This is a genomic window from Cupriavidus sp. 96C5-1 (assembly GCF_057798855.1).
The window spans coordinates 12,881-37,741 of record NZ_JBYOJU010000007.1 but is presented as its reverse complement, the minus strand read 5'-3'; the positions used below and the strand labels follow the sequence as shown (position 1 = coordinate 37,741).

Sequence of the window (24,861 nt, the reverse complement as noted above, 5' to 3'; positions counted from 1 at the left end):
CCAGAAAAATTCACCTCCCATGCCAATTCCTCCAGCTTGTATTGAAATTGGACGGATTACTCCGTTTATTATTGCGGCTCTGTTCGCCATCTGCGCCGGTCAGGCATGGCCAGCGGGCATGGCGGGGCAATGGACCTTCATGGACGATGGCACCGTCATCGACTTCAGCTCGTGTCCGGACATGTCGGAGAATGCCTGCGGCACGATCGTGCAATTGCCCCGGCGGGCTGATCGCCCGGGCGTGCAGCGGCGGGAGACGCTCTGCGGCGCGGACTTGATTGTCGGACTGGTTCCGCGCAAGGCGGCAAGCGGCGCTTCCCGGCTGACCGGCTGGATCGCCGACCCCGACACCCTCCTCGACGAAAAGGGCGCGAGCCGCTATCCGGTAGACATCAGACTGGAGTCGGCGCACAGGGCGCTGATGGAGGTGCGGGGCCCGCTGGGACTGGTGGCCGAGCGCTACACGCTGGTTCGCCGCATCGCGCCGGTGCGCCGCTGCGAGTGAGGCGAATATGATCTCCCTCGCGCGCGCCACGCTGGCTCATGAATGGCGGCGCTACCTGGCCGCCGTGCTCGCGATTACCTTCGCGGGATTGCTGATCGTTGTGCAACTGGCGTTGTTGCTAGGTTTGTTCGGCTCGGTCGCGGTGGTGGTCGACCGGTCCGGCGCGGATCTCTGGATCGGTTTCCGCAATACGCAAAGCGTCGATCTGGGGCGTGCGCTGGTCCGGGGCAGCGATGCGCTGGCGTGGTCCCATCCGGGCGTCGACAGGGTCGAGGGTTATACCACCGCATACGGTGACCTCCGGCGCGCGGACGGGGTACCGGTTTCGGTGCTGCTCCATGCCATGGACGTTTCCCGTGCCGGGCTTGTTTTTTCGGGGCTGCTCACGCAGGACGAGCGCGCGTTGCTGCGCGAGCCCAACGCGATCCTCATCGACGCTGCGGACATGCGCAAGCTGGGGGCCCGGGTTGGCACCATGGTGGAGATCAATGGCCGGCGCGCGCGTATCGCTGGCGTGATCGAGGGCATACGAACGGTGGGCGGGGTCAATGTGCTGGCGTCCTTCGCGACGGCGCGCTACCTCGCTCCGGATATCGCCGATCAGATTGCCTTTTACCTGGTTCGCCTCAAGCCGGGATTCGACCCGCTGGCGGTCAGTGCCGAGATTGCGGACAAAGCGCGTTTTCCGCGCTACAGCGTCTGGACGGCGCCTGCGCTATCCGTGCAGTCGCAGGCCTACTGGCTGCTCGAGTCGGGTTCGGGAATCGGCTCGGGGTTTGCATCGCTGCTCGCGCTGGTGGTGGGCATGGTGATCACCAGCCAGACGCTCTCGGGAGCCATCCTGGCTTCGATCAAGGAGTTTGCCGCGCTGCGTGCGCTCGGCGTGTCGCGTAAATCGCTGCGCGCCATCGTGGTCGAACAGTCGCTCTGGGTCGGGGTCAGCGGCCTGATCGTGACGGGGCTCCTCACGCTCGCCATCGCATGGCTCGGCGACACCTTGCGGATCGCAATGCGGTTTCCCGCGTGGATGCTGGCAGGCGCTTGCGTGCTGCTGCTTGCGATCTCGATGGTTTCCGGTTTGCTGGCGCTCAGGCCCTTGGGCCGCGCCGATCCTGCGGCACTGCTGCGTTGAGGTGGAATCCATGAATACCAGACCGTCGATCGTCAGCCGCGGCATCGCCAAGGCTTTCACAGTCGGCAAGATCACGCAGCAGGTGATCAAGGACAGCAGCCTGGATATCTACCCTGCCACGCTGACCCTGATCATCGGGCCATCCGGTTCGGGCAAGAGCACGATGCTGTCGATGATGTCCGGCCTGCTCAGGCCGGATAGCGGGCAGGTTCTGGCGCTGGACACCGAGTTGTGGACGCTCGGCGAAGCCGCGCTGGATCGCTTCCGGCTCGAGAACTGCGGCTTTATCTTCCAGGGCTTCAATCTGTTCGGCGCGCTTACCGCGCTGGAGAACGTACTGCTGCCCTTGCAGTACCTCGGCAAGCGCGGCGCCGCGGCCATGATGCAGGCGCGGCATGTGCTCGAGGAGGTCGGACTGGCCCATCGCTGCCATCTGCGGCCGGCCGAGCTTTCGGGTGGAGAGAAGCAGCGGGTGGCCATCGCCAGGGCGCTGGTCAAGAACCCGAAACTGATTTTTGCCGACGAGCCCACGTCGGCTCTGGACAAGATCAATGGAGGAATCGTGATCGACCTGCTGAAACGGATTGCCATCGAGCACGGTGCGACCGTGCTGGGCGTGACCCATGATCCCAGGCTTCTGGGCCATGCCGACCGGGTGATCGAGCTCGAGGACGGTGTTGTCATTCGCGATCGCGAGCAGACCGGGGAAGCTCCGGCCGAGCAGGAGCGGCGTCGTGCTTAAGACAGGATCGACGAAGCTGCCCCGTGGCGGCTCTGCCCGAGGCAAGGCTTGCTGGCTTGTGGCCGCCGCGCTGTGGCTGGGCGCATGCGGCCGCGTGGGCCCTGGGGCCGAGACGCGAACGCCCCTCCAGTCGGGCGCCCCTGCGGATGTTCTCGCCAGCGCGAAGGGACGCGTCGACATCGCGGGTGGGCTGGTACGCCTGGCCGCCAGGCGCGACGGCGTGATCTCTCGCGTCATGGTCGAGGAAGGTGACCGGGTGCGAGCCGGCCAGCTGCTGGCGACGCTGGATGCGGAGGTCGCCTTGCGCGGTCTTGCACTGGCGCGCGCCGAAGTTCGCCAGGCCGAGCAGGAACGAAGCAAGGCGCGCATCGAACTCGCTGCAGCCGCACGCGAGCGCAAGCGGCTGCAGCCGCTCGCCGAAGACGACACCGTTGCGCGGCAGGACCTCGATCTGGCCAGCGACCGGCATGCCTTTGCCACGGTGGCCTTGCTTGCCGCTGACGCCGCCTTCGCCACGGCCCAGGCCAGGCATGCCATCGCCGAGCGCGAAGTGGAAGAGCGCAGGGTCACGGCGCCGCTGGATGGCCAGATCATCCAGCGGCAGGCCCGGCCGGGCAACGGCGTCAGCACGCTCAATGTCACGCCGCTGTTTCTCTTCGCGCCGGATGGCGCGCGTATCGTGCGCGCCGAATTGGAGGAGCAGTACCTCCCGGGCATCAAGGCTGGCGGCGCCGCGCAAATCATCCTGGATGCGGATCCCGCCCGGCGATGGTCCGGCAAGGTGCTGCGCGTAGGCCGTATCGTCGGGCAGCGCAGCGCTGGCGACGACCCCGCCGAGAAGCAGGACAACCGGGTGGTGGAAGTGGTCGTTGCGCTGGATGCGCAAGACTTGCTGATTGGCCAGCGCGTGGTAGTGCGCTTTCTTGCGAAGTGAGGGGAGCCTGATGCCTCGCTTCGCCACGATCCCCATGGCCATGCTGGTACTTTCGTCCTTGTTGACGGCCTGCGCGTCGGTGCCCGCAAGCTCGCCGCGCCCGGAGCCGCCGGCGCAGCGATGGTCCAGCTTTGCGGCGCAGGCTGCCGGTTTACCCGGCGCAGACGACATGGCTGTGCCATCCAACTGGTGGGCCGCGCTTGACGATCCGGTCCTGGACGGTTTGATCGGCGCCGCACTGGAGGATAGCCCGGACCTGCGCGCGGCCGCTGCGCGGGTCGCGCAAGCGCGCGCCTTGCAGGACATGGCACGAGCAAGACGGATGCCGCGTGCGCAAGCCGGCGTTGGTGCGGAACGCGGGCGCGTGCAGGCATCGGCGTTCCGGGATGGCGAGGGGGGCCGCTTCAGCGTGCCTCCTTATCGCAGTTCCAGCTTCAGCGCGCAGGTTTCCGCCAGTTACGACATGGATCTGTTCGGCCGCCTTGCGCTCGCAGAGCACGAAGCACAGCGCAATACGGATGCAACGCGGGCCGATCGGCTCGCAGTGCGGCAGTGGCTGATCCACGATGTCGTACGCGCCTATGCGGACATACGTATGGCTGACGCACTGCGCCCGGATATCCGGAACGAATTGGGTCTGGCCCGGCAACTGCTGGCTGCGGAAGCGTCGAGGAAGGAAGCCGGCCTGGTGTCGGCCGCTGAACTGCGGCGGACTGCGGATCTGGTGGCGGAGCGCGAGCGCTTGCTGGCCGAGGTGGAGGGGCGGCGTCATGAAGCCCTGTCACGGTTGGCAGTGCTGATGGGCAGGGCACCGTCGCAATTGGAGCTGGCTGCGCAGGAGCGCTACTTCACCAGCCTGAAGATCTCCGGATCGCTGCGCGCGGGCCTGCCCGCTTCGGTCGTCGCCAATCGCCCGGACATCGATGCGGCGTGGCATCGCGTGCTCGCCGGCAACGCGGCGGCGGAGCGCGCGCGGCGCGACCGCTACCCCTCGCTCTCCCTCACCGGCACCACCGGATTCCTCAGCGAGTCTCTGCGCAGGTGGCTCACGGGAGATGCGCTTGGCTGGGCACTCGCTGCCGCGGTGAACGCGCCTTTGTTCGACGGCGGCGGCCTGCGGGCGGAAGCCGCGCGCGCCGCGGCTGCCGGCGAAGAGCAGGAGGCAGCTTATCGCAAGACGGTGCTGGCGGCGCTGGGAGAGGTCGACGCGACGCTTGGTGAGATAGTCACAGCCAAGGTCAGGCGTGAGATCGCGGCAACCGGCCTTGCGCGGCGCAAGGCCGACCACGCGGCGGCGCAGGCAGCGCTGGCGGCAGGGGCAAGCCGGCGGGACACGGTGTTGCGGGCGGAAATGGCAATGGCGGAGTCAAGCCGGGAACTCTCGGAGCGCCAGTATGAACTCCTGCTCTGCTGGGCATCGGCGCACAGGGCGCTCGGGCTTTGAGCTTTGAGCAATGGCATCGGCTGGACCAGCCGCAGGCCACGGGCCAGTGCCGGCTTCATGGCAAGGTGCCGGTGTGCACCTGGGGATAGTGGACGGGCAACAACAGGTCGCACCTGCTTTTTGAAACGCCCGTTTCGCTGCATCCCGGATCAGCGATGCGGATCACCCCGGGCAGTGTGCAGCATCAGGGCACGGTGGCGGCGTGGCCGGGGCCGGGTGGAGGTCAATGCTTTCCGGCAATAGCGTCGAGAACGTGGCGGCCGTGGTTGGTAAGGTGCAGCCGCCGGTCATGGACTTGAGGCTGAGGCTCCAGCCAGACGAGCCGGCGGTCAAGCAAGGCATTGAGATCGGCGGGGTTCAGTTCATGGTGGTGCTGGGCATTCTCGATCAGCATCAACGCGGCAATTTCGTGAGGGCTTAGCATCGTCGTCTCCTGGGAGGGGGATTTGCATAAGTGCTGCACGGCAGCAGGCACTGGTTGTGCCAGCAGGAAATCAGTTTACTTTTTCCCAGGACGCTCGACGTCTCAATGCTTGATACATTTAATTACGCCGGGTTACAGGAGGTGTCCGCTGCGGGTGATGATTTGGGCATGCGGATACGCTTGGGATTGTGCCGCCCCTTTTTCCGCGATTTTTTGGCGCGCTCCGTTTTTTCGAGCGGATGGGATCGGGCGCCAGGTTGATTATGGCGGCCAATTATAGGCGACCCCGGAAAAGAAAAACCCCCGAGGCGTTGCGCCATCGGGGGTTTGGGAGGTCCCGGGATTATCCAAGACCTAATGTTGGTGGAGCCGGCGGGAATCGAACCCGCGTCCGCAAGCCCTCCACAGAGAGTTCTACATACTTAGTTCTGTCATTTGATTTAACCGGTGCATCGCGGACGAACACGCTCTACAACGGCGAGTCACTAGATTTTCGTCCCTGGGTTCGTGACTCACTCAGGGCTTATCTGGCGTATATGACCTCGCGTAGTCTTGCGACTCTAGCCCGCCAGCGAGCCAGTGCGAGGACGGCCGCAATTAAGCGGCCAGTGCGTAACGTTCGTCGTTAGCAGTTATTGCATTCCCATTGATTAACGAGGTGACGGGTCCTCGGTATGCCCTCCACTGCTTTGTAACCCACGTCGAAACCAGGTCGGCCCCTCTGTGAACTGCGTGAACAGTGTCAAGAAGACAGATTGTACTCCGTTGGCGGCCTCAAGTGTTGGCGGCTTCTTCTGTCCCGCGCTGCCAGTGCTGCCCGGCGGGCGTCAGCAGCGCGATCAGTTCGCTCGGGTGGCGCACGAGGTAGTCAGCGCCCCAGGCCTCTGGCGGCTCGCCGTCGCCGCAGTAGCCATAGGCCGCGGTGATGGTGAGCATGCCGGCGGCCTTGCCGGCCTGGATGTCGCGCAGGTCGTCGCCCACATAGACGCATCGGCCGGGCTGCACGCCGCTGACGTCCGCGGCGTGCAGCAGCGGGGCGGGGTGGGGCTTGGCGTGCGCCGTCGTGTCGCCGCTGACCACGGCGGCGGCGCGCGGCGCGAGGCCAATAGCCGCGACCAGCGGCGCGGTGAAGCGGGTGACCTTGTTGGTGACGATGCCCCAGCGGATGCCGGCGGTTTCCAGCGCATCCAGCACCTCGGCCATGCCATCGAACAGACGCGTATGCACGGCGATATCCGCCTCGTAGTAGGCGAGGAAGGTGTCGCGCAGGGCGGGAAACTCGGGGTCGGACGGGCTCTTGCCGAAGGCGGCGCCAATCAGGCCGCGCGCGCCGTGCGACGCGACCGGGCGGAGCTTTTCATACGCCACCGGCGGGCGCCCGTGCTCGATGACAAGCCGGTTGGCCGCCGCCGCCAGGTCCGGGGCCGTGTCGGCAAGGGTGCCGTCCAGGTCAAAGAAGACTGCGTCGAAGCTTCGCATGTTCAGGCTGTCCGGCGAAATGCCATCAGGTAGTTCACATCGGTATCCCGGCCCAGCGAATAGACCTGGGTCAGCGGGTTGTAGCTCATGCCGCGCATTTCGATCAGTTCGAGCCCGGCGTTGCGCGCATAGCGCGCGAGTTCGGACGGCGTGATGAATTTGTCGTAGTCATGGGTGCCGCGAGGCAGCATCTTGAGCACGTATTCGGCACCCACCACGGCCAGCAGATAGGCTTTGAGATTGCGGTTGATGGTGGAGAAGAATACCTTGCCGCCCGGCCGTACCAGCGTGGCGCAGGCGCGGACGATGGATTGCGGGTCGGGGACATGCTCCAGCATTTCCATGCAGGTCACTACATCGAAGCTGGACGGCATGCGCGCCGCCAGCACCTCGGCGGCGATTTCCTCGTAGGTGACGGAGACGCCGGATTCCAGGCTGTGCAGGTCGGCCACCCGCAAGGCCTTGGTGGACAGGTCGATGCCGCGCACGGTGGCGCCGGTACGCGCCATGCTTTCCGCCAGGATGCCGCCGCCGCAGCCGATATCGACCACCTCCTTGCCTTGCAGGCCGGCAATGCCGTCGATCCATCCCAGCCGCAGGGGGTTGAGCTCGTGCAGTGGCTTGAACTCGCTTTCCGGATCCCACCAGCGGTGGGCCAGCTCGCTGAATTTGTCGATCTCGCGAGCGTCGGCGTTCTTGCCGACGAAGGTCGTTTCAACGGTGGGGTGAATAGGGGGGAAGGTCTGCGTCATCGGTATAGGCAGGCCGCCGGGCGGCGGCGCGGAAGCGGAGGGGTTGCAGCAACTGTATCAAAAAAAAAGCCCAGCTCGCGCTGGGCTTTCTTTCATCGGAAAGGATCCGATTAACGTGCGTTGCGGGTGCCGACCACTTCGACTTCCACGCGGCGGTTCGGCTGCTGGCAGGCGATCTGTGCCTTGTGGGCGCCCTTGCACGACTTCGGGTCAACCTTCAGCTGGCGCTTGCCCTTGCCTTCCGTGTACACACGGTTGGCTTCCACGCCCTTGCTCACCAGATAGGCCTTGACGGCTTCGGCACGACGGATCGACAGGCGATCGTTGTACTTGTCCGAGCCGAACGAGTCGGTGTGACCAACGGCGATAATCACTTCCAGGGTGATGCTGGACAGCTTGGAGCTCAGGTCGTCCAGCTTGGACTTGCCTTCCGGCTTCAGCACGGCCTTGTCGAAATCGAACAGGGTGTCTGCAGCGAAAGTGACCTTTTCGGTCGAAACAACCGGGGGAGCAACCTGGGGTTGCGGTTGCGCTGCCACCGGAGCGGACGCCGGAGCCAGGGCGCCGTCGCACTGGGCGTTGGCGGTGGCCGGGGTCCACGAGCTGTCGCGCCAGCAGAGCTCGTTCGTGCCATTCTTCCACACGTACTCGCTCGTACCGTTGCCCCAGTTATCGTTCACAGCCTTCTTTTCGTAGGGGACGGACTGGGCTTGAGCGGATGCAGCCATTACTGCGGTAGCTGCAACGAGCGCGAGCTTGGCAAATTTTTTCATATTTCTCCTCTCAGGATGAGATCACCGCAGGGTTACTGCGAGCAAATGGACGGAAACAAGTCATACATTCTTCGGAGTATAACATTCTCGATGCGGTGTATGCTCCACTTCGAACAATGTCTGGCTCTTCGCTGGGGAATTGTGCCACAAGGGTCGTTTCCTAAGAAGTAAATATATTCGATTCCATCAATGGGTTTTAGGCCTGTGGTGTTTGTGCAACATGGCTCTTGCGATGCCCGCAAACCCTTGTCTGGCCGAGGTTGCAGGATTTTTGCGCGCGCCTCCGAGGGCGATTCGGGACGCTGCCGGAGGCCCTTTGGAGGGGGTGGCCGCGGCCGCGGGGGAGGGCTGCCGCGCATGTTAGAATGCAACGTTGCCCTATAGTCGGACGCCACTTGGCGAATGGCGATTCACCGGGGCGCCTCCTGTTTAAATTCGCCGCATAACCCACGCCGCAATGGATCAATTCGCCAAAGAAACCCTTCCGGTCTCCCTCGAAGAGGAAATGCGCCGCTCCTATCTTGATTACGCGATGAGCGTGATCGTGGGGCGGGCGCTTCCCGATGTGCGGGATGGCCTGAAGCCGGTACACCGGCGTGTGCTCTATGCGATGCATGAGCTTAACAACGACTGGAACCGGCCGTACAAGAAATCGGCGCGTATCGTGGGGGATGTGATCGGTAAGTATCACCCCCACGGCGACACTGCTGTATACGATACGATCGTCCGCATGGCGCAGAATTTCTCGCTGCGCTACATGCTGGTCGATGGCCAGGGCAACTTCGGTTCGGTGGACGGGGATAACGCAGCTGCCATGCGTTATACCGAAATCCGCCTGTCCAAGATTGCCCACGAGATGCTGCTCGATATCGACAAGGAAACCGTCGATTTCGGGCCGAATTATGACGGCTCCGAGAATGAGCCGCTGATTCTGCCGGCGCGCATCCCCAATCTGCTGATTAATGGTTCGTCGGGTATCGCGGTGGGTATGGCCACCAATATCCCGCCGCACAACCTCAACGAAGTGGTCGACGGCTGCCTGCACCTGCTGCGCAATCCGCAAGCCACGGTGGATGAGCTGATCGAACTGATTCCGGCGCCGGATTTCCCGACCGCCGGCATCATCTATGGCATCCAGGGCGTGCGCGAAGGCTACCGCACCGGCCGCGGCCGCGTAGTCATGCGCGCCAAGACGCACTTCGAGGATATCGACCGTGGCCAGCGCCAGGCGATCATCGTCGACGAGCTGCCCTACCAGGTCAACAAGCGCACCCTGCTCGAGCGGATCGCCGAGCTGGTGACGGACAAAAAGGTCGAGGGTATTTCCGATATCCGCGACGAGTCCGACAAGTCCGGCATGCGCGTGGTGATCGAGCTCAAGCGCAACGAAGTGCCTGAGGTGGTGCTGAACAATCTCTACAAGCACACCCAGCTGCAGGACACCTTCGGCATGAACATGGTGGCCCTGGTCGACGGCCAGCCGCGCCTGCTGAACCTGCGCCAGATGCTGGAGTGCTTCCTGTCGCACCGGCGCGAAGTGGTCACCCGGCGCACCGTGTTCGAGCTGCGCAAGGCGCGCGAACGCGGCCACGTGCTGGAAGGCCTGGCCGTGGCGCTGGCCAATATCGACGAGTTCATCGCCATCATCAAGGCCGCCCCGACCCCGCCCATCGCCAAGCAAGGGCTGATGGCGAAGGCCTGGGATTCCAGCCTGGTGCGGGAGATGCTGGCGCGCGCCGAGGGCGACACGCCGGGCGGGCGCGCTTCCTACCGCCCCGACGGCCTGCCGGCCATCTTCGGCATGCAGGGCGACGGGCTGTACCGCCTGTCCGATTCGCAGGCCCAGGAAATCCTGCAGATGCGCCTGCAGCGCTTGACCGGGCTGGAGCAGGACAAGATCGTCCAGGAATACCGCGACGTGATGGCGGTGATCTCCGACCTGCTCGACATCCTGGCGCGGCCGGAGCGTATCAGTACCATCATCACCGAAGAACTGACCGCCATCCGCGCCGAATTCGGCGACCTGCGCCGTTCGCATATCGAGCTCAATGCGACCGAACTCGATACCGAGGACCTGATCACGCCGCAGGACATGGTGGTCACGCTGTCGCACAGCGGCTATATGAAGAGCCAGCCGATCTCCGAGTACCGGGCGCAGAAGCGCGGCGGGCGTGGCAAGCTGGCCACGGCCACCAAGGAAGACGACTGGATCGACACCTTGTTCGTCGCCAACACGCACGACTACATCCTGTGCTTCTCGAACCGCGGCCGGCTGTATTGGCTGAAGGTGTACGAGGTGCCGCAGGGGTCGCGCAACTCGCGGGGCCGGCCGATCGTCAACATGTTCCCGCTGTCCGATGGCGAGAAGATCAACGTCATTCTGCCGGTGCGCCAGTTCGATGCCGAGCATTTCATCTTCATGGGTACCGCGCGCGGCACCGTGAAGAAGACGGCGCTGACCGAGTTCTCCAACCCGCGCAAGGCCGGCATCATCGCCGTCGATCTCGACGAGGGTGACTACCTGATCGGCGCCGCCGTCACCGATGGCCAGCATGACGTGATGCTGTTCTCGGATTCCGGCAAGGCGGTGCGCTTCGATGAAAACGACGTGCGCCCGATGGGCCGCCAGGCGCGTGGCGTGCGCGGCATGAACCTCGAAGAAAGCCAGACCGTGATCGCCATGCTGGTGGCGCCCGCCGAGACCAGCGAGCAGGCAGGCGCGGTCGGCAGCGTGCTGACCGCCACCGAGAACGGCTATGGCAAGCGTACCCCCATCGCCGAGTACACTCGACACGGCCGTGGTACCAAGGGCATGATTGCGATCCAGACGAGCGAGCGCAACGGCCGTGTGGTGGCCGCGGCGCTGGTGTCGCCGGAAGACGAGATCATGCTGATCACGACCGGCGGCGTGCTGATCCGTACACGGGTGTCCGAAATCCGCGAAATGGGCCGCGCCACGCAAGGCGTGACCCTGATCAATGTGGACGAAGGCACCAAGCTGTCCGGCCTGCAGCGGATTGTCGAAAGCGATGCCGACAATGGTGTGGCGGGCGACGAACCCGACGGGGCCGACGCGGCTGGCGAGGACGAGCAGGCGGGTGCGCAGGACGGCACCGAAGCCGGCACGCCCGACACGGGATCAAATTCGTAAGTTGTTGCAACATTGATCCGATAGCTGGAACTCGATTGCCGGCTATCGGACTAAAACGAACATATTTACAAGGGAGTCACAATGCTCAAAACCTATCGACGTATCGCTGTTCTGGCTGCCTTCGTACCGGCCATGATGCTGGCCAACGCGGCGCACGCCCAGGATGCCGACAAGACCGCCGCCATCAAGGAACTCCTGACCGTGATGCAGGCCGATCAGGCCGTCAAGGGCCAGGCCGAGAACTGGCAGGCCGGCGCCAAGCAGGAAGCGCCGATGGTCCTGGAGCAGGTACTGGTCGAGAACAAGACGCTCAACGACAAGCAGAAGCAGGCTGCCGTCGACAAGCTCAAGAAGAACGGCGCGGTGCAGCGCATGGTGGACGGCGCGGGTCAGGCCTTTACCACCGACGGCTTCAAGTCCGACGCCATGAAGGCGCACTATGACGCCTTCGGCAAGTACTACAGCGTCCAGGAAATCAAGGACCTGACCACCTTCCTGAAGTCGGCCACCGGCCAGAAGTTCATGGCCAACCAGGGCAAGGCCACACAGGAAATCTGGGGCTCGATGATGCAGAAATACGGCCCGCAGGTTGGCAAGTCGATGCGTGACGCCGCCGAGAAGGAAATCGCCGCCGCGTCGAAGTAATTCGCCGGCAAGCCGGCCGGGGCCCGGGCGTTGTCCCGGTCTCCCCAATCCGGCGCGGGTTTGAGGGATAATGGCTGCTTGGGTAAAACCGGCAGCCATTTTCCTTTCCAGTCCCAGTCCATGAACGAACCCCAGAATCCAGCACTTGCCGCCATGATGCAGCGCGCCGTGGCCGAGCGTGTCTATAACTTCTCGCCCGGTCCGGCGGCCCTGCCGACCGAAGTGCTGCTGCAGGCAGCCGAGGAGATGTTGTCGTGGCAGGGCACCGGGGTCTCGGTGATGGAGATGAGCCACCGCAGCCGGGAGTTCGAGGGCATCCACGCCGAAGCGCTGGCGAACCTGCGCGAACTGCTGCATGTGCCGAAGAACTTCCGCATCCTGTTCCTGCAGGGTGGGGCCATTGGCGAAAACGGCATCGTGCCGCTGAACCTGATGCGCCGCGTGAATCCGGATCGTGCCAAGGCGGACTTCGTCGTGACCGGCACCTGGTCGGTGAAGTCGGAGCAGGAGGCGCGCCGCTACGGCGAGGTCAATATCGCCGCCTCCAGCCTCGCGCAGAAGTTCGCGCGCATTCCGGATGTCGCCGACTGGAAACTGTCGGACGATGCCGACTATGTGCACCTGTGCACCAACGAGACCATCGTCGGTGTCGAGTTCCAGGACGTACCCGACATCGGCCAGCATCGCGACGGCGGTCCGGTGGTGGTGGCCGACGTCTCCAGCCATATCCTGTCGCGCCCGGTCGACTGGTCGCGTGTCCAGGTTGCCTACGGCGGCGCGCAGAAGAACATCGGCCCGGCCGGCGTGACCATCGTCATCGTGCGCGAGGACCTGCTGGGCCATGCGCATCCGCTTTGCCCCTCCGCCTTCAACTGGCGCCTGGTGGCCGAGCACGACTCGATGTACAACACGCCGCCGACCTACGCCATCTATGTTGCGGGGCTGGTCTTCAAGTGGCTCAAGGCGCAGGGTGGCGTGGCCGCCATCGAGCAGCGCAATATCGCCAAGGCGCACGCCCTGTACGAGTTCATCGACCAGAGCGCGTTCTACCGCAACGAAATCGATCCGAGCTGCCGCTCGCGCATGAACGTGCCGTTCATCCTGGCCGACGAATCGCGCAACGATGCCTTCCTGGCCGGCGCGCGCGCCCATGGCCTGGTGCAGCTCAAGGGCCACAAGTCGGTCGGCGGCATGCGCGCCAGCCTTTACAACGCCATGCCGCTCGAGGGTGTCGCCGCCCTGGTCGAGTTCATGCGCGAATTCGAACGCACCTCGGCTTGATTCCCGCGCCCGCCATGGCATCGCGCGGCGATGCCGGAGCGGGTGCCAGGTGCCCGTGCGGATGACGCAGCCGTTGCGCCAACCGGTTTTTTCCAGGGCCATTTCGCAATGCATTGCGAAGTGGCGAAGCGGATTCAGATAATGACAAATCAAGACAAGCACATCGCGCAGGAGGAGGCGCAGCAGGACAACGGCGCTGACGAGAAGGCGCTGGGCGTGGAGCTCACGCCCCTGCGCGAGCAGATCGATAAGCTGGACCGCGAACTGCTGTCGATGCTGAACCGCCGCGCGCAGCTTGCCCTCGACGTCGGCGAGGTCAAGAAGAAATACGGCGCGCCGGTGTTCCGTCCCGAACGCGAGCTGCAGGTGATTCGCAAGGTGCAGGGCGCCAATCCCGGTCCGTTGCTCGACGATAGCGTCGCAGCAATCTGGCGTGAGGTGATGTCGGCCTGCCGCGGCCTGGAAAAACCGCTCGAGGTGGCCTTCCTCGGTCCCGCGGGCACGTTCACCGAGCAGGCCCTTTACGCGCATTTCGGCCACGAAGTGAGCAGCGTGCCGTGCCCTAGCATCGACGAGGTGTTCCGCGCGGTGGAAGCCGGTACCGTGGAATACGGCGTGGTGCCGGTGGAGAATTCCACCGAGGGCGCGGTGTCGCGCACGCTGGACCTGTTCCTGCAGACCTCGCTCAAGATCAGCGGCGAGATCGCACTGAAGGTGCATCACAACCTGATGGCGTCGTCGCCCGACATGAACGGCGTGACCGTGGTGCGGGCGCATGCGCAGGCGCTGGCGCAATGCCAGCACTGGCTCACGGCGAACTATCCGCACCTGGAGCGCCAGGCGGTGTCGAGCAATGCGGAAGCGGCGCGCATGGCCAGCGAGGATCCCACCGTGGCCGCCATCGCCGGCGAGTCGGCGGCCAACCGCTATCACCTGCATCTGGTGCGCACGCATATCCAGGACGACCCGCACAACCGCACGCGCTTCGCGGTGATCGGCCGCTACGAGACCGAACCCTCGGGCAGCGACCAGACCTCGATGATCCTGTCGGTGCCCAACAAGGCCGGCGCGGTCTACCAGTTGCTGGCGCCGCTGGCCGACAACGGCGTGTCGATGTGCCGCTTCGAGTCGCGTCCGGCGCGCAGCGGGGCGTGGGAGTATTACTTCTATGTCGACGTGGAAGGCCATCAGCACGATGCGCCGGTGGCGCGGGCGCTGGAGGAATTGCGCCGCAATGCGGCTTATTTCAAGGTGCTGGGCTCGTACCCGTCCAGCAAGTAATACCGTGCGCCCGCCGCGCCGCCGCGCGCGGGCAAGGATCGGCGAAGCGGAAATCGCGATCCGCGCAGGAACGATCGGAACGATCAGAACGATAAGAGCGATCAGCAAGGAGACAATATGGCAGAGCAGGGCAAGCACTTCGGCCCCGAGTATGTACGGGCGATCTCTCCGTACGTGGCGGGCAAGCCGATTTCCGAAGTGGCGCGCGAGTTCGGCCTGGACGAATCCAGGATCGTCAAGCTGGCCTCGAACGAGAATCCGCTCGGCATGCCGGAATCCGCGCGCACGGCCATTGCCGCCGCCGTGGCCGATATCGGCCGCTACCCCGATGCCAATGGCTTTGAACTGAAGGCCGCGCTGTCAGCCCGCTTCGATGTGCCGGCCGACTGGCTCACGCTGGGTAACGGCAGCAACGACATCCTGGAAATGGCGGCGCATGCGCTGGTCGAGCCGGGCGAATCGATTGTCTACGCCGAGCATGCCTTCGCAGTGTATGCGCTTGCCACGCAGGAAGTCGGCGCCCGCGCCATCGAGGTCAAGGCGCGCGACTACGGCCATGACCTCGACGCCATGGCTGCCGCCATCGCGCCGGAGACGCGCCTGGTCTTTATCGCCAACCCGAACAACCCGACCGGTACCTTCCTGCCGGCCGCCGCCATCGAAGCCTTCCTGGCCAAGGTGCCGGCCGATGTCGTGGTGGTGCTGGACGAGGCCTATAACGAATACCTGGACGATACGCAGCAATACGATTCGGTGGCGTGGGTCCGCAAGCATCCCAACCTGCTGGTCTCGCGCACTTTCTCCAAGGCTTATGGCCTGGCCGGCCTGCGGGTAGGCTACGCGGTGGCCCAGCCGGAGCTGACTGATCTGCTCAACCGTGTCCGCCAGCCTTTCAACGTCAACAGCCTGGCGCAGGCGGCGGCGGTCGCGGCCCTGGGCGACACCGCCTTCCTGCGGCGCAGCGCCGAGCTGAACCGTGCCGGCAAGGCGCAACTGGTGGCGGCGTTCGACCGGCTCGGCCTGCAGTACGTGCCGTCGTCGGGTAATTTCGTGCTGGTGCGCGTGGGCCATGATGACGGCGCCGGCGCGCGGGTCAACCTGGCGCTGCTCAAGCAGGGCGTGATCGTGCGTCCGGTGGGGAACTACAATCTGCCGCAATGGCTGCGCGTGACCATTGGCCTGCCGGAAGAAAATGCTGCCTTCATTGCCGCGCTGGAGAAGGCCCTCAGGTAAGGGCTTGCCCGCCTTTGCCGGGTAGCGGCGCGGTAAATGCGGCGCTGGCATCCGGCGGAGACGATACAATGCCGGATTCCCGAACCTCCTTGCCTGGCAGCGTATCCCCGTGACCGTTCCTGCGTCCGCTCCTTATTTTTCCCGTGTCGTCATTGTCGGCGTCGGCCTGATCGGCGGCTCGCTTGCGCTCGCGCTCAAGCGCGCGGGCGCGGTCGGCACGGTGGTCGGCGTGGGCCGTTCGCAAGCCTCGCTGGAGCGCGCGCTCAAGTTGGGCGTGATCGACCAGGCGGCAACGCTGGAAGAGGCCGCCAAGGGCGCCAGCGTCATCGTGCTGTGCGCGCCGGTGGCCCAGACCTTTGCGCTGCTCCATGCACTTGAGCCGCACCTGGAGCCGGCCACCATCGTTACCGATGCCGGCAGCACCAAGTCCGACGTCATCATGGCGGCCAAGACGGCACTGGGCGACAAGGCCGCGCAGTTCGTGCCGGCGCATCCCATCGCGGGCCGCGAGTTGCACGGGGTAGAGGCCGCGCTGGACGACCTGTACGCCGGCAAGCGGGTCGTGCTGTGCCCGTTGCAGGAGAACGCCCGCATCGACGTGGCGGCCGTGCGTGCCATGTGGGAAACCGCCGGCGCGGATTGCCATGTGATGTCGGCCGTGCAGCATGATGCGGTATTCGCGGCGGTCAGCCATTTGCCGCATCTGCTGTCCTATGCGCTGGTAGCCCAGGTGGCCAACGCCGAGGATGGGGCGCTCAAGCTCGATTTCGCCGGCGGCGGCTTTCGCGATTTCACCCGTATCGCGGCGTCTTCGCCGGAGATGTGGCGCGATATCTGTCTCGGCAACCGCGACGCGATGCTGGGCGAGCTGGCCACCTTCCAGGCGATGCTGGCGCATCTCAAGACGCTGATCGAGCACGGCAACGGCGAGGGGCTGGAGCGTATCTTCCAGCGCGCCAGCCAGGCGCGCCAGCAATGGGGCACGCTGCGCGCGCCCGCCGTCAACGTCGAACCCTGAACGCCAACGCCTCGACGCCATCAACGGAGCGGTGCGCCCTTCCTTTATAGAGAGCCGCCGGCCAACTAGCATGCAAACCATGGAACATCTCACGCTCGGCCCCTTCACTCGCGCCTCCGGTACGGTTCGCCTGCCGGGTTCCAAGAGTATCTCCAACCGCGTGCTGCTGCTGGCCGCTCTCGCGGAGGGCGAGACCCGCGTATGCGACCTGCTCGACTCCGACGATACTCGCGTGATGCTGCAGGCACTGCGCACACTGGGCGTAGCGTGGCGCCAGGAGGACGGCGCTTGCGTGGTGCGTGGCGTGGGCGGCAACTTCCCGATCAAGTCGGCCGAGCTGTTCATGGGCAATGCCGGTACGGCCATCCGGCCGCTGACTGCGGCGCTGGCGCTGCAGGGTGGCAGCTACAAGCTGTCGGGCGTGCCCCGCATGCACGAGCGCCCCATTGGCGATCTCGTCGACGGCCTGCGCCAGATCGGCGCCCGCGTCGACTATCTCGGGACCGAGGGCTACCCGCCGTTGCAGATCTCGCCCGCGCAGATCCGCATCGATGCGCCGATCCGCGTGCGAGGCGATGTCTCCAGCCAGTTCCTCACCGCGCTGCTGATGAGCCTGCCGCTGGCCGACGCGCCCGGCGGCGCCATCGAGATCGAAGTCGTCGGCGAACTGATCTCCAAGCCCTACGTCGAGATCACGCTGAATCTGCTGGCGCGCTTCGGCATCGAGATCAAGCGGGAAGGCTGGTCGCGTTTCATTGTGCCGGCACGGGGCACCTACCGCTCGCCCGGCGAGATCTTTGTCGAGGGCGACGCGTCCTCGGCGTCCTATTTCCTGGCGGCCGGCGCCATCGGCGGCGGTCCCCTGCGGGTGGAAGGCGTCGGCATGTCGAGCATCCAGGGCGACGTCAAGTTTGCCGAGGCGCTCAACCGCATGGGCGCCAACGTGATGGCCGGCGCCAACTGGATCGAGGTCCGCGGCACCGAGCGGGACGACGGGCGCCTGCATGGCATCGAGCTGGATTGCAACCATATCCCGGACGCCGCCATGACGCTGGCGGTGGCGGCGCTATTTGCCGAGGGGCCCACGACGCTGACCAATATTGCCAGCTGGCGGGTCAAGGAAACCGACCGCATCAGCGCCATGGCGACCGAGCTGCGCAAGCTCGGCGTCGAGGTGGAAGAGGGCGCGGATTACCTGAAAGTGACGCCGCCGGCCCGCTCCGCATGGCTGACCCCGGCCGCCGGCATCGACACCTACGACGATCACCGCATGGCCATGTGCTTCTCGCTGGCCGCGTTCGGACCGCTGCCGGTGCGGATCAATGAGCCCGGCTGCGTGGCCAAGACCTTCCCGGATTACTTCGCGGCCTTTGGCGCGGTGGCGCGCTGATCACGCCGCAGGCGTCAGGCCGGGTTCTCCGCCGGCGGTCGCGGACGTGCCGTGATGGCGGCGTTCGCGCCCGTCCCAGTAGCGGTCGAAGAAGTAATGCGCCACAGTATTGACTGCCGGTTCGATAAAGGTGACTGCGCCGCTGACCGCGAGGTTGCCGGTCAGCGCGTAGGTGACGCCGAAGGCGATGCCAACGTGCATGATGCCGAACGACAGGGTCTTAGCCATGGTAGATTGCCTCGCGGAGATGCCGGTTTGACTGCCCGGGCTGCTGCTGCTTCTCAGGCTGCCCGCCATGGAATGCATGGTAATGATTCTCAATTGATTTAAGAAATCAATATTTTTATTTGTTTCAATAAATAATGACTATCGTCGACGTCATCACAATCGACGGGCCCACGGCTTCCGGCAAGGGCACCGTAGCGCACAAGGTGGCCGATGCACTCAGCTTCCATTTGCTGGACAGCGGTGCGCTGTACCGCCTGGTTGCGCTCGCCAGCGAACGTGTGGACATTGACGCACAGGATGTGGAGGGGCTTGCAAAACTGGCCGCCCGCCTCGATGTGAAGTTCGGTCCCGACCGCGTCTGGCTCAGCGGCGAGGAGGTCAGCCTGGCCATCCGCGCCGAAGCTACCGGCAACCGGGCTTCGGCCATCGCGGTCCACCAGCCGGTACGCGATGCCCTGACGGCGCTCCAGCGCGGGTTTCGCAAGCTTCCCGGCCTCGTCGCCGACGGCCGCGACATGGGCACGGTGATTTTCCCCGATGCCCGTCTTAAGGTATTTCTGACGGCAAGTGTCGAAGCGCGCGCTCGCAGGCGCTATAAACAATTGATTGATAAGGGAATTTCTGCTAATATCGAAGACCTTTTGCGGGACCTTGAGTCGCGCGACCTGCGGGATCGTACCCGCACGGCCGCGCCGCTGCGTCCCGCACAGGATGCGCACTTGCTCGATACCTCCGACATGACGGTGGATCAGGCGGTGGCGCAGGTGCTGCAGTGGTACGGCGCGCCGGGTTGCTGACCCGCGCATCCCGCCGCTGGCGGCACCGAAGTGCCGGCAGTGCCCTGTCATGCAGGACTGCCGGTGTTGTTCAACCTTACCCCGCTGCCCAGGCAGACTGAGCGCGATCCTCGCGCCGGCCCGTGTACTGCGGATTGATACTCAAGTTTATGTCCGACCTGCAAACTAACGAATCCTTTGCCGCACTGTTCGAGGAATCCGTCGCCCGCTCCAATATGAAGGCTGGCGAAGTGATCTCCGCTGAAGTCGTGCGCATCGACCACAATTTCGTGGTCGTCAACGCCGGCCTCAAATCGGAAGCTTTCGTGCCGGTGGAGGAGTTCCTGAACGACCAGGGCGAACTCGAAGTGCAGGCCGGCGACTACGTCTCCGTGGCCATCGACGCGCTCGAGAACGGCTATGGCGACACCATCCTGTCCCGCGACAAGGCCAAGCGCCTGGCATCGTGGCTGAACCTCGAGAAGGCGCTGGAAGACGGCGAAATCATCTCGGGCACGGTCACGGGCAAGGTCAAGGGCGGCCTGACCGTCATGGTCAACGGCATCCGCGCGTTCCTGCCGGGCTCGCTGGTCGACGTGCGTCCGATCAAGGACACCACGCCGTACGAAGGCAAGACCCTGGAATTCAAGGTCATCAAGCTGGACCGCAAGCGCAACAACGTGGTGCTGTCGCGCCGCGCCGTTGTGGAAGCGACCCTGGGCGAAGAGCGCCAGAAGCTGATGGAAACCCTGAAGGAAGGCGCCATCGTCAACGGTATCGTCAAGAACATCACGGACTACGGCGCATTCGTGGACCTGGGTGGCATCGACGGCCTGCTGCACATCACCGACCTGGCATGGCGTCGTGTGCGTCACCCCAGCGAAGTGCTGTCGGTTGGCCAGGAAATCACCGCCAAGATCCTCAAGTTCGACCAAGAGAAGAACCGCGTCTCGCTGGGCGTGAAGCAACTGGGCGAAGATCCGTGGGTCGGCATCTCGCGCCGCTACCCGCAAAGCACCCGCCTGTTCGGCAAGGTGACCAACCTGACCGACTACGGCGCGTTCGTCGAGATCGAAGCCGGCATCGAAGGCCTGGTCCACGTTTCCGAAATGGACTGGACCAACAAGAACGTGGCCCCGTCGAAGGTTGTCCAGCTGGGCGACGAAGTCGAAGTCATGGTGCTGGATATCGACGAAGACAAGCGTCGTATCAGCCTGGGCATGAAGCAGTGCAAGGCCAATCCGTGGGACGATTTCAGCCGTAACCACAAGAAGGGCGACAAGCTGGGCGGCCAGATCAAGTCGATCACCGACTTCGGCGTGTTCATCGGCCTGCCCGGTGGCATCGACGGCCTGGTGCACCTGTCCGACCTGTCCTGGCAAGAAACCGGCGAAGAAGCCGTGCGCAAGTACAAGAAGGGCGACGAAGTGGAAGCCGTGGTTCTGGGCATCGACGTCGACAAGGAACGCATCTCGCTGGGTATCAAGCAGCTGTCGGGCGACCCGTTCAACAACTTCATCTCGGCCAACGACAAGGGTTCCCTGGTCAACGGCACGATCAAGACCGTTGATGCCAAGGGTGCTGTCGTGCAACTGGCTGACGACGTCGAAGGCTACCTGCGCGCATCCGAAATCTCGGCTGACCGCGTGGAAGATGCTCGCAACGTGCTGAAGGAAGGCGAACAAATCACCGCCCTGGTGGTGAACGTCGACCGCAAGTCGCGCAACATCAACCTGTCGATCAAGGCCAAGGACAACGTCGAGCAGCAAGAAGCCATGCAGAAGTTCGCGGCCGACACCGGCACGGCTGGCACGACCAACCTGGGCGCGCTGCTGAAGGCCAAGCTCGGCCAGGACAACCAGTAAGCATTGGTTCTTACGCCTGCTAGCGGATGCCCATGACCAAGTCCGAGCTTGTCGAAAAACTGGCTGCCCGCTTCCCGCAGCTGTTGCTGCGGGATGCGGACATCTCGGTGAAGACGATCCTCGATGCCATGTCCGAAGCGTTGGCCGATGGCCACCGCATCGAGATTCGCGGATTCGGCAGTTTTGGTCTGAACCGGCGTCCGCCACGCGTGGGACGCAACCCCAAGTCCGGCGAACGTGTGCTGGTGCCCGAGAAACGGGTACCGCACTTCAAGGCGGGCAAGGAGTTGCGCGAGCGAGTCGATCGCAGCCCGGCGCTAACGCAGTCGGGTAGCGGAGGCGCCGGTGCCGGCGTCGTCGGTAGTCACGCTGGCAATGGCAGCGGTACTGCAAATGGCGGCGCCAACGGCAACGGCCACGGCGCCATGGCTGGTGCGGTACATGCGGCCGCGCCGGGCCAGGCCAAGCCGGCGGTGGTTGCCGGTGGCGCCATGAGCGATGACGGCGGGCTGAAGCTGGCCCGCTCCTGAGTCGCCGCGTTCGCTCGCGAAGTGCCTGCGATGTGTCTGGATAGTCGAAAAAGCGCCCCGATCCGGGGCGCTTTTTCATTATGGCGTCGTACAAGACGTTACCTTTAGTACGAGGCGATTCCGCTACAATGCCGGGAATCCACCGAGGGGCCCCGCCCGCCGGCGTTCGCGTCACCGGAGTCCGAGTCATCCCATCTTCCGTATGAAGCCCGCATGAAACTTGTCGCCTGGATCATCCGTATCGTCCTGTTTGCGCTGCTGTTCGTGCTGGCGCTGCGCAATACCGCCGATGTCTCGCTGCAGCTGTTCTTCGATGCCGTGTGGCGTGCGCCGCTGATCCTGATCCTGCTGGCGGCCTTCGGCCTCGGCATCCTCGCCGCGCTGGCGGCGGTTGCGCCCGCGCTGATGCGCCAGCGCCTGGAGGCGGGGCGCTTGCGGCGCGCGCTCGGTGAAGCGCGCAGCCAGGCCGCGGAAAATGCACGTGAACCGCAGGCGGCGGGTTCCGGCATTCCTTACAACGTAGTTGGCCCGAAAGTTTGAGCAATGATTTTTGAAACCTGGTGGCTGCTCGCGCTGCCGCTCATTTTCGGCCTGGGCTGGATGGCTGCGCGCTTCGACGCGCGCCAGCTCATGAGCGAGCAGGGCGCGTTGCCGCGCTCCTATTTCAAGGGGCTGAATTTTCTGCTCAATGAGCAGCCGGACCAAGCCATCGATGCGTTTATCGAGGTGGTGCGGCTCGACCCCGAGACCACCGAGCTGCACTTCGCGCTGGGTGCGCTGTTCCGCCGGCGCGGCGAGACCGAACGCGCCATCCGCGTGCACCAGAACCTGGCCAGCCGCCAGGACCTCCCCGATGCCGAACGTGAGCATGCACTCTTCGAGCTGGGACAGGATTTCCTGCGCGCGGGTCTGCTCGATCGTGCGGAGGAATCGCTGCGGCGGCTGATGTCCGGCCCCTACGCGGCGCCGGCCAAGCACGTGCTCCTGGAGCTCTACGAAGTCGAAAAGGAGTGGAAGAAAGCCATCGATGCGGCGCGTGAGCTGCAGCCGCTGGAACACAAAGACTACAGCGTGCAGATTGCCCAGTTCTGCTGCGAACTGGCGCAGGATGCGCTGCAGCGCAAGCAGCCGGAGGAGGCGGTCGGCTGGTTGCAGCAGGCGATCAAGGAAAACCCGGCAAATGTGCGCGCGCCGATGCTGTTGGGCGACGTCGCCATGGCGGCGGGCGACGCCCAGGGTGCGCTCGGGCGCTGGCTCGGCATCGAGCAGCAGGATGCGTCCTTCCTGCCGCTGGTGGCGGACCGCGTGGTCAAGGCTTACCGCCAGCTTGGCGATAACGGCCAGGCGCTGGCGTGGCTACGCGGCCTGCTCAAGACCAGCCTGGCTGCCGAGTTGCTCGACAGCGCCTATCGCGCCGAGCTGGAATTGCATGGTGCGCACGCCGCCGCCGCGCTGATGCGGGAGCAATTGCGCCGTCAGCCCTCGCTGCAGGCGCTGACCAAGTATTTCGAGGCACAGGCAGCCGAGGCCGCCGAGGCGGCGCCAGCCGCAGCCGGCGAAACCGGCGACTCGGGTGCCGCCGTGGCGCAGGCGCAGCAGGCAGCCGGCCAGGACACCGGGCAGGTGCAGGAGGTGTCCGCGATCCGCGACCTGCTGCAGCATCGCACGCGCAACCTGGCCCGCTACACCTGCCGCGAATGTGGCTTCCGCGCACGATTGTTCTATTGGCAGTGCCCCGGCTGCAACCGCTGGGAAACCTACGCACCGCGCCGTACCGAGGCGCTCGGCTGACGCTGGTTGCGTCGCACGCCAATCCCTATCTGGAGTACAAGTTATGAAAGTCACCATTATCGGCAGCGGCTACGTCGGTCTAGTGACCGGGGCCTGCCTGGCGGAGCTGGGCAACGATGTGTTTTGCCTGGATGTCGACGAGCGCAAGATCGCGCTGCTCAATGCCGGCGGCGTGCCGATCTACGAGCCGGGTCTCAAGGAGCTTATCCAGCGCAACCGGGAAGCCGGCCGCCTGACGTTTTCCACCGATGTGGCGGCCAGCGTGGAGCATGCCGACGTGCAGTTCATCGCCGTCGGCACCCCGCCGGACGAGGATGGCTCGGCCGACCTGCAGTACGTGCTGGCGGCGGCCCGCAATATTGGCCGGCACATGACCGGCTTCAAGGTGGTGGTGGACAAATCGACGGTGCCGGTCGGTACCGGCGACCGCGTTGCCGAGGCCATTCGGGAAGAGCTGGCCGCGCGCGGCCTCGAAGACCTGCAGTTCTCGGTCGTGTCGAATCCCGAGTTCCTGAAGGAAGGCGCCGCGGTGGAGGACTTCATGCGCCCCGACCGCATCGTGCTGGGCTGCGATGCCGACGTGGCGGGCCGTCACGCCAAGGCCATCATGCGCCAGCTCTACGCGCCCTTCAACCGCAATCACGAACGCACCTTCTATATGGACGTGCGCTCGGCCGAGTTCACCAAGTACGCCGCCAATTCGATGCTGGCCACGCGGATCTCGTTCATGAACGAGCTGGCGAACCTCGCCGACGAAGTCGGCGCCGATATCGAACTGGTCCGCATGGGCATCGGTTCCGACCCGCGCATCGGCTATAGTTTCCTGTATGCCGGTGCCGGCTACGGCGGGTCCTGTTTTCCCAAGGACGTGCAGGCGCTGATGCGTACCGCCAGCGCGCACGGCAAGCCCATGCGCGTGCTGGAGGCTGTGGAAGCGGTCAACGATGCGCAAAAGCAGGTGCTGGCCGACAAGGTCGTGCGCCGTTTCGGCGAAGATCTCTCCGGGCGCACCTTTGCCATCTGGGGACTGGCGTTCAAGCCCAATACCGACGACATGCGAGAAGCGCCGTCGCGGGTGCTGGCGCGGGCGCTGATTTCCCGCGGCGCCGCGTTGCGCGTGCACGATCCCATCTCGATGCCCGAGGCCCGGCGTGCGCTGGAGATCGATCTTGCCGACATCGAAGGCGGCTTTGAGCGCGTGCATTTCAGCGACGCGCAGATGGATACGCTCGATGGTGCCGACGCGCTGGTCATCGTCACCGAATGGAAGGTGTTCCGCAGCCCGGATTTCAACCAGATCAAGCGCCGCCTGAAGGCACCGGTCATTTTCGACGGACGCAATCTGTACGAGCCCGAGTCCATGCAGGAAGCGGGCATCGAATATCATGCGATCGGGCGGCCGACCACGACGCGCTGAAACGCAACCCAACGGGAACGACAAGCCAACGCCCCGGCTGACGGACCGGGCAGTGTTGCCAAGGATGTCC

General features: G+C 64.8%; 23 protein-coding genes and 1 other RNA gene. 18 read left to right on the top strand and 6 right to left on the bottom strand.

What is annotated here, in order from left to right:
- Window positions 1-19 precede the first annotated feature (19 nt).
- The 5 genes from AC3FOF_RS10965 to AC3FOF_RS10945 are packed head-to-tail and all read left to right on the top strand — an operon-like array spanning window position 20 to window position 4,757.
- Window positions 20-505 (top strand): hypothetical protein, encoded by a 486-nt coding sequence (locus AC3FOF_RS10965; protein ID WP_488726602.1) that lies wholly within the window; start codon window positions 20-22, stop codon window positions 503-505.
- Between the two features lie 7 nt (window positions 506-512).
- Window positions 513-1,637 carry an ABC transporter permease gene (locus AC3FOF_RS10960; protein WP_488726601.1) on the top strand — a complete coding sequence of 375 codons (1,125 nt, stop codon included), beginning with the start codon at window positions 513-515 and terminating at the stop codon, window positions 1,635-1,637.
- 10 nt (window positions 1,638-1,647) lie between these two features.
- On the top strand, window positions 1,648-2,379 hold the full coding sequence (locus AC3FOF_RS10955) for an ABC transporter ATP-binding protein (protein ID WP_017230314.1): 732 nt from the start codon (window positions 1,648-1,650) through the stop codon (window positions 2,377-2,379).
- The gene (locus AC3FOF_RS10950) at window positions 2,372-3,313 is read left to right on the top strand and encodes an HlyD family secretion protein (RefSeq protein WP_276267690.1); all 942 of its coding nucleotides are present in this window, start codon (window positions 2,372-2,374) and stop codon (window positions 3,311-3,313) included. The genes AC3FOF_RS10955 and AC3FOF_RS10950 overlap by 8 nt, the downstream gene beginning before the upstream one ends.
- Window positions 3,314-3,323: 10 nt before the next feature.
- A complete protein-coding gene (locus AC3FOF_RS10945) occupies window positions 3,324-4,757 on the top strand; it encodes an efflux transporter outer membrane subunit (protein ID WP_488726600.1) in 1,434 nt (477 codons plus the stop codon).
- A 223-nt stretch (window positions 4,758-4,980) separates the two neighbouring features.
- Here AC3FOF_RS10945 and AC3FOF_RS10940 read toward each other — a convergent pair whose 3' ends face one another.
- From AC3FOF_RS10940 to ompA, 5 genes are all read right to left on the bottom strand, one after another.
- Window positions 4,981-5,181: a hypothetical protein gene (locus AC3FOF_RS10940; protein ID WP_276267691.1), complete on the bottom strand. Its 201-nt coding sequence runs from the start codon at window positions 5,179-5,181 to the stop codon at window positions 4,981-4,983.
- A gap of 361 nt (window positions 5,182-5,542) precedes the next feature.
- Window positions 5,543-5,901: a transfer-messenger RNA gene (ssrA, locus tag AC3FOF_RS10935) on the bottom strand.
- 54 nt (window positions 5,902-5,955) lie between these two features.
- Window positions 5,956-6,660, bottom strand: coding sequence for a phosphoglycolate phosphatase (gene gph, locus AC3FOF_RS10930; protein WP_488726599.1), 705 nt, complete (start codon window positions 6,658-6,660; stop codon window positions 5,956-5,958).
- 2 nt (window positions 6,661-6,662) lie between these two features.
- Window positions 6,663-7,412: a bifunctional 2-polyprenyl-6-hydroxyphenol methylase/3-demethylubiquinol 3-O-methyltransferase UbiG gene (ubiG, locus tag AC3FOF_RS10925; RefSeq protein WP_488726598.1), complete on the bottom strand. Its 750-nt coding sequence runs from the start codon at window positions 7,410-7,412 to the stop codon at window positions 6,663-6,665.
- 110 nt (window positions 7,413-7,522) lie between these two features.
- Complete coding sequence (ompA, locus tag AC3FOF_RS10920) at window positions 7,523-8,185, bottom strand: outer membrane protein OmpA (protein WP_017230569.1); 663 nt, start codon at window positions 8,183-8,185, stop codon at window positions 7,523-7,525.
- A 457-nt stretch (window positions 8,186-8,642) separates the two neighbouring features.
- Here ompA and gyrA point away from each other — a divergent pair, with 457 nt between their 5' ends.
- The 7 genes from gyrA to aroA all read left to right on the top strand — a co-directional run bounded on the left by gyrA (window position 8,643) and on the right by aroA (window position 18,184).
- On the top strand, window positions 8,643-11,336 hold the full coding sequence (gene gyrA, locus AC3FOF_RS10915) for a DNA gyrase subunit A (RefSeq protein WP_017230570.1): 2,694 nt from the start codon (window positions 8,643-8,645) through the stop codon (window positions 11,334-11,336).
- 81 nt (window positions 11,337-11,417) lie between these two features.
- Window positions 11,418-11,981 carry a DUF2059 domain-containing protein gene (locus AC3FOF_RS10910; RefSeq protein WP_017230571.1) on the top strand — a complete coding sequence of 188 codons (564 nt, stop codon included), beginning with the start codon at window positions 11,418-11,420 and terminating at the stop codon, window positions 11,979-11,981.
- 120 nt (window positions 11,982-12,101) lie between these two features.
- Window positions 12,102-13,262: a 3-phosphoserine/phosphohydroxythreonine transaminase gene (gene serC, locus AC3FOF_RS10905; protein ID WP_488726597.1), complete on the top strand. Its 1,161-nt coding sequence runs from the start codon at window positions 12,102-12,104 to the stop codon at window positions 13,260-13,262.
- 141 nt (window positions 13,263-13,403) lie between these two features.
- Window positions 13,404-14,543 (top strand): prephenate dehydratase, encoded by a 1,140-nt coding sequence (pheA, locus tag AC3FOF_RS10900; RefSeq protein WP_035817268.1) that lies wholly within the window; start codon window positions 13,404-13,406, stop codon window positions 14,541-14,543.
- Window positions 14,544-14,660: 117 nt separating this feature from the next.
- Window positions 14,661-15,776, top strand: a complete 1,116-nt coding sequence (gene hisC, locus AC3FOF_RS10895) for a histidinol-phosphate transaminase (RefSeq protein ID WP_488726596.1) — start codon at window positions 14,661-14,663, stop codon at window positions 15,774-15,776.
- Between the two features lie 109 nt (window positions 15,777-15,885).
- The gene (locus tag AC3FOF_RS10890; RefSeq protein WP_017230575.1) at window positions 15,886-16,794 is read left to right on the top strand and encodes a prephenate dehydrogenase/arogenate dehydrogenase family protein; all 909 of its coding nucleotides are present in this window, start codon (window positions 15,886-15,888) and stop codon (window positions 16,792-16,794) included.
- Between the two features lie 79 nt (window positions 16,795-16,873).
- A complete protein-coding gene (aroA, locus tag AC3FOF_RS10885; protein ID WP_488726662.1) occupies window positions 16,874-18,184 on the top strand; it encodes a 3-phosphoshikimate 1-carboxyvinyltransferase in 1,311 nt (436 codons plus the stop codon).
- Here the strand turns inward: aroA and AC3FOF_RS10880 are convergent, their stop codons facing one another.
- Entirely contained in the window at window positions 18,185-18,412 is a 228-nt protein-coding gene (locus AC3FOF_RS10880; protein ID WP_017230577.1) for a DUF2061 domain-containing protein, read from the bottom strand.
- A gap of 134 nt (window positions 18,413-18,546) precedes the next feature.
- Here AC3FOF_RS10880 and cmk point away from each other — a divergent pair, with 134 nt between their 5' ends.
- The 6 genes from cmk to AC3FOF_RS10850 all read left to right on the top strand — a co-directional run bounded on the left by cmk (window position 18,547) and on the right by AC3FOF_RS10850 (window position 24,791).
- Window positions 18,547-19,209: a (d)CMP kinase gene (cmk, locus tag AC3FOF_RS10875; RefSeq protein ID WP_276267698.1), complete on the top strand. Its 663-nt coding sequence runs from the start codon at window positions 18,547-18,549 to the stop codon at window positions 19,207-19,209.
- 149 nt (window positions 19,210-19,358) lie between these two features.
- Window positions 19,359-21,053 carry a 30S ribosomal protein S1 gene (gene rpsA, locus AC3FOF_RS10870; protein ID WP_006158411.1) on the top strand — a complete coding sequence of 565 codons (1,695 nt, stop codon included), beginning with the start codon at window positions 19,359-19,361 and terminating at the stop codon, window positions 21,051-21,053.
- A 32-nt stretch (window positions 21,054-21,085) separates the two neighbouring features.
- Window positions 21,086-21,583, top strand: coding sequence for an integration host factor subunit beta (locus tag AC3FOF_RS10865; RefSeq protein WP_035817269.1), 498 nt, complete (start codon window positions 21,086-21,088; stop codon window positions 21,581-21,583).
- 213 nt (window positions 21,584-21,796) lie between these two features.
- Window positions 21,797-22,123, top strand: coding sequence for a LapA family protein (locus AC3FOF_RS10860; protein WP_276267700.1), 327 nt, complete (start codon window positions 21,797-21,799; stop codon window positions 22,121-22,123).
- A 3-nt stretch (window positions 22,124-22,126) separates the two neighbouring features.
- The gene (lapB, locus tag AC3FOF_RS10855; RefSeq protein ID WP_017230581.1) at window positions 22,127-23,374 is read left to right on the top strand and encodes a lipopolysaccharide assembly protein LapB; all 1,248 of its coding nucleotides are present in this window, start codon (window positions 22,127-22,129) and stop codon (window positions 23,372-23,374) included.
- A 43-nt stretch (window positions 23,375-23,417) separates the two neighbouring features.
- Complete coding sequence (locus AC3FOF_RS10850; RefSeq protein WP_276267701.1) at window positions 23,418-24,791, top strand: UDP-glucose dehydrogenase family protein; 1,374 nt, start codon at window positions 23,418-23,420, stop codon at window positions 24,789-24,791.
- The last annotated feature ends 70 nt before the right edge of the window (window positions 24,792-24,861 follow it).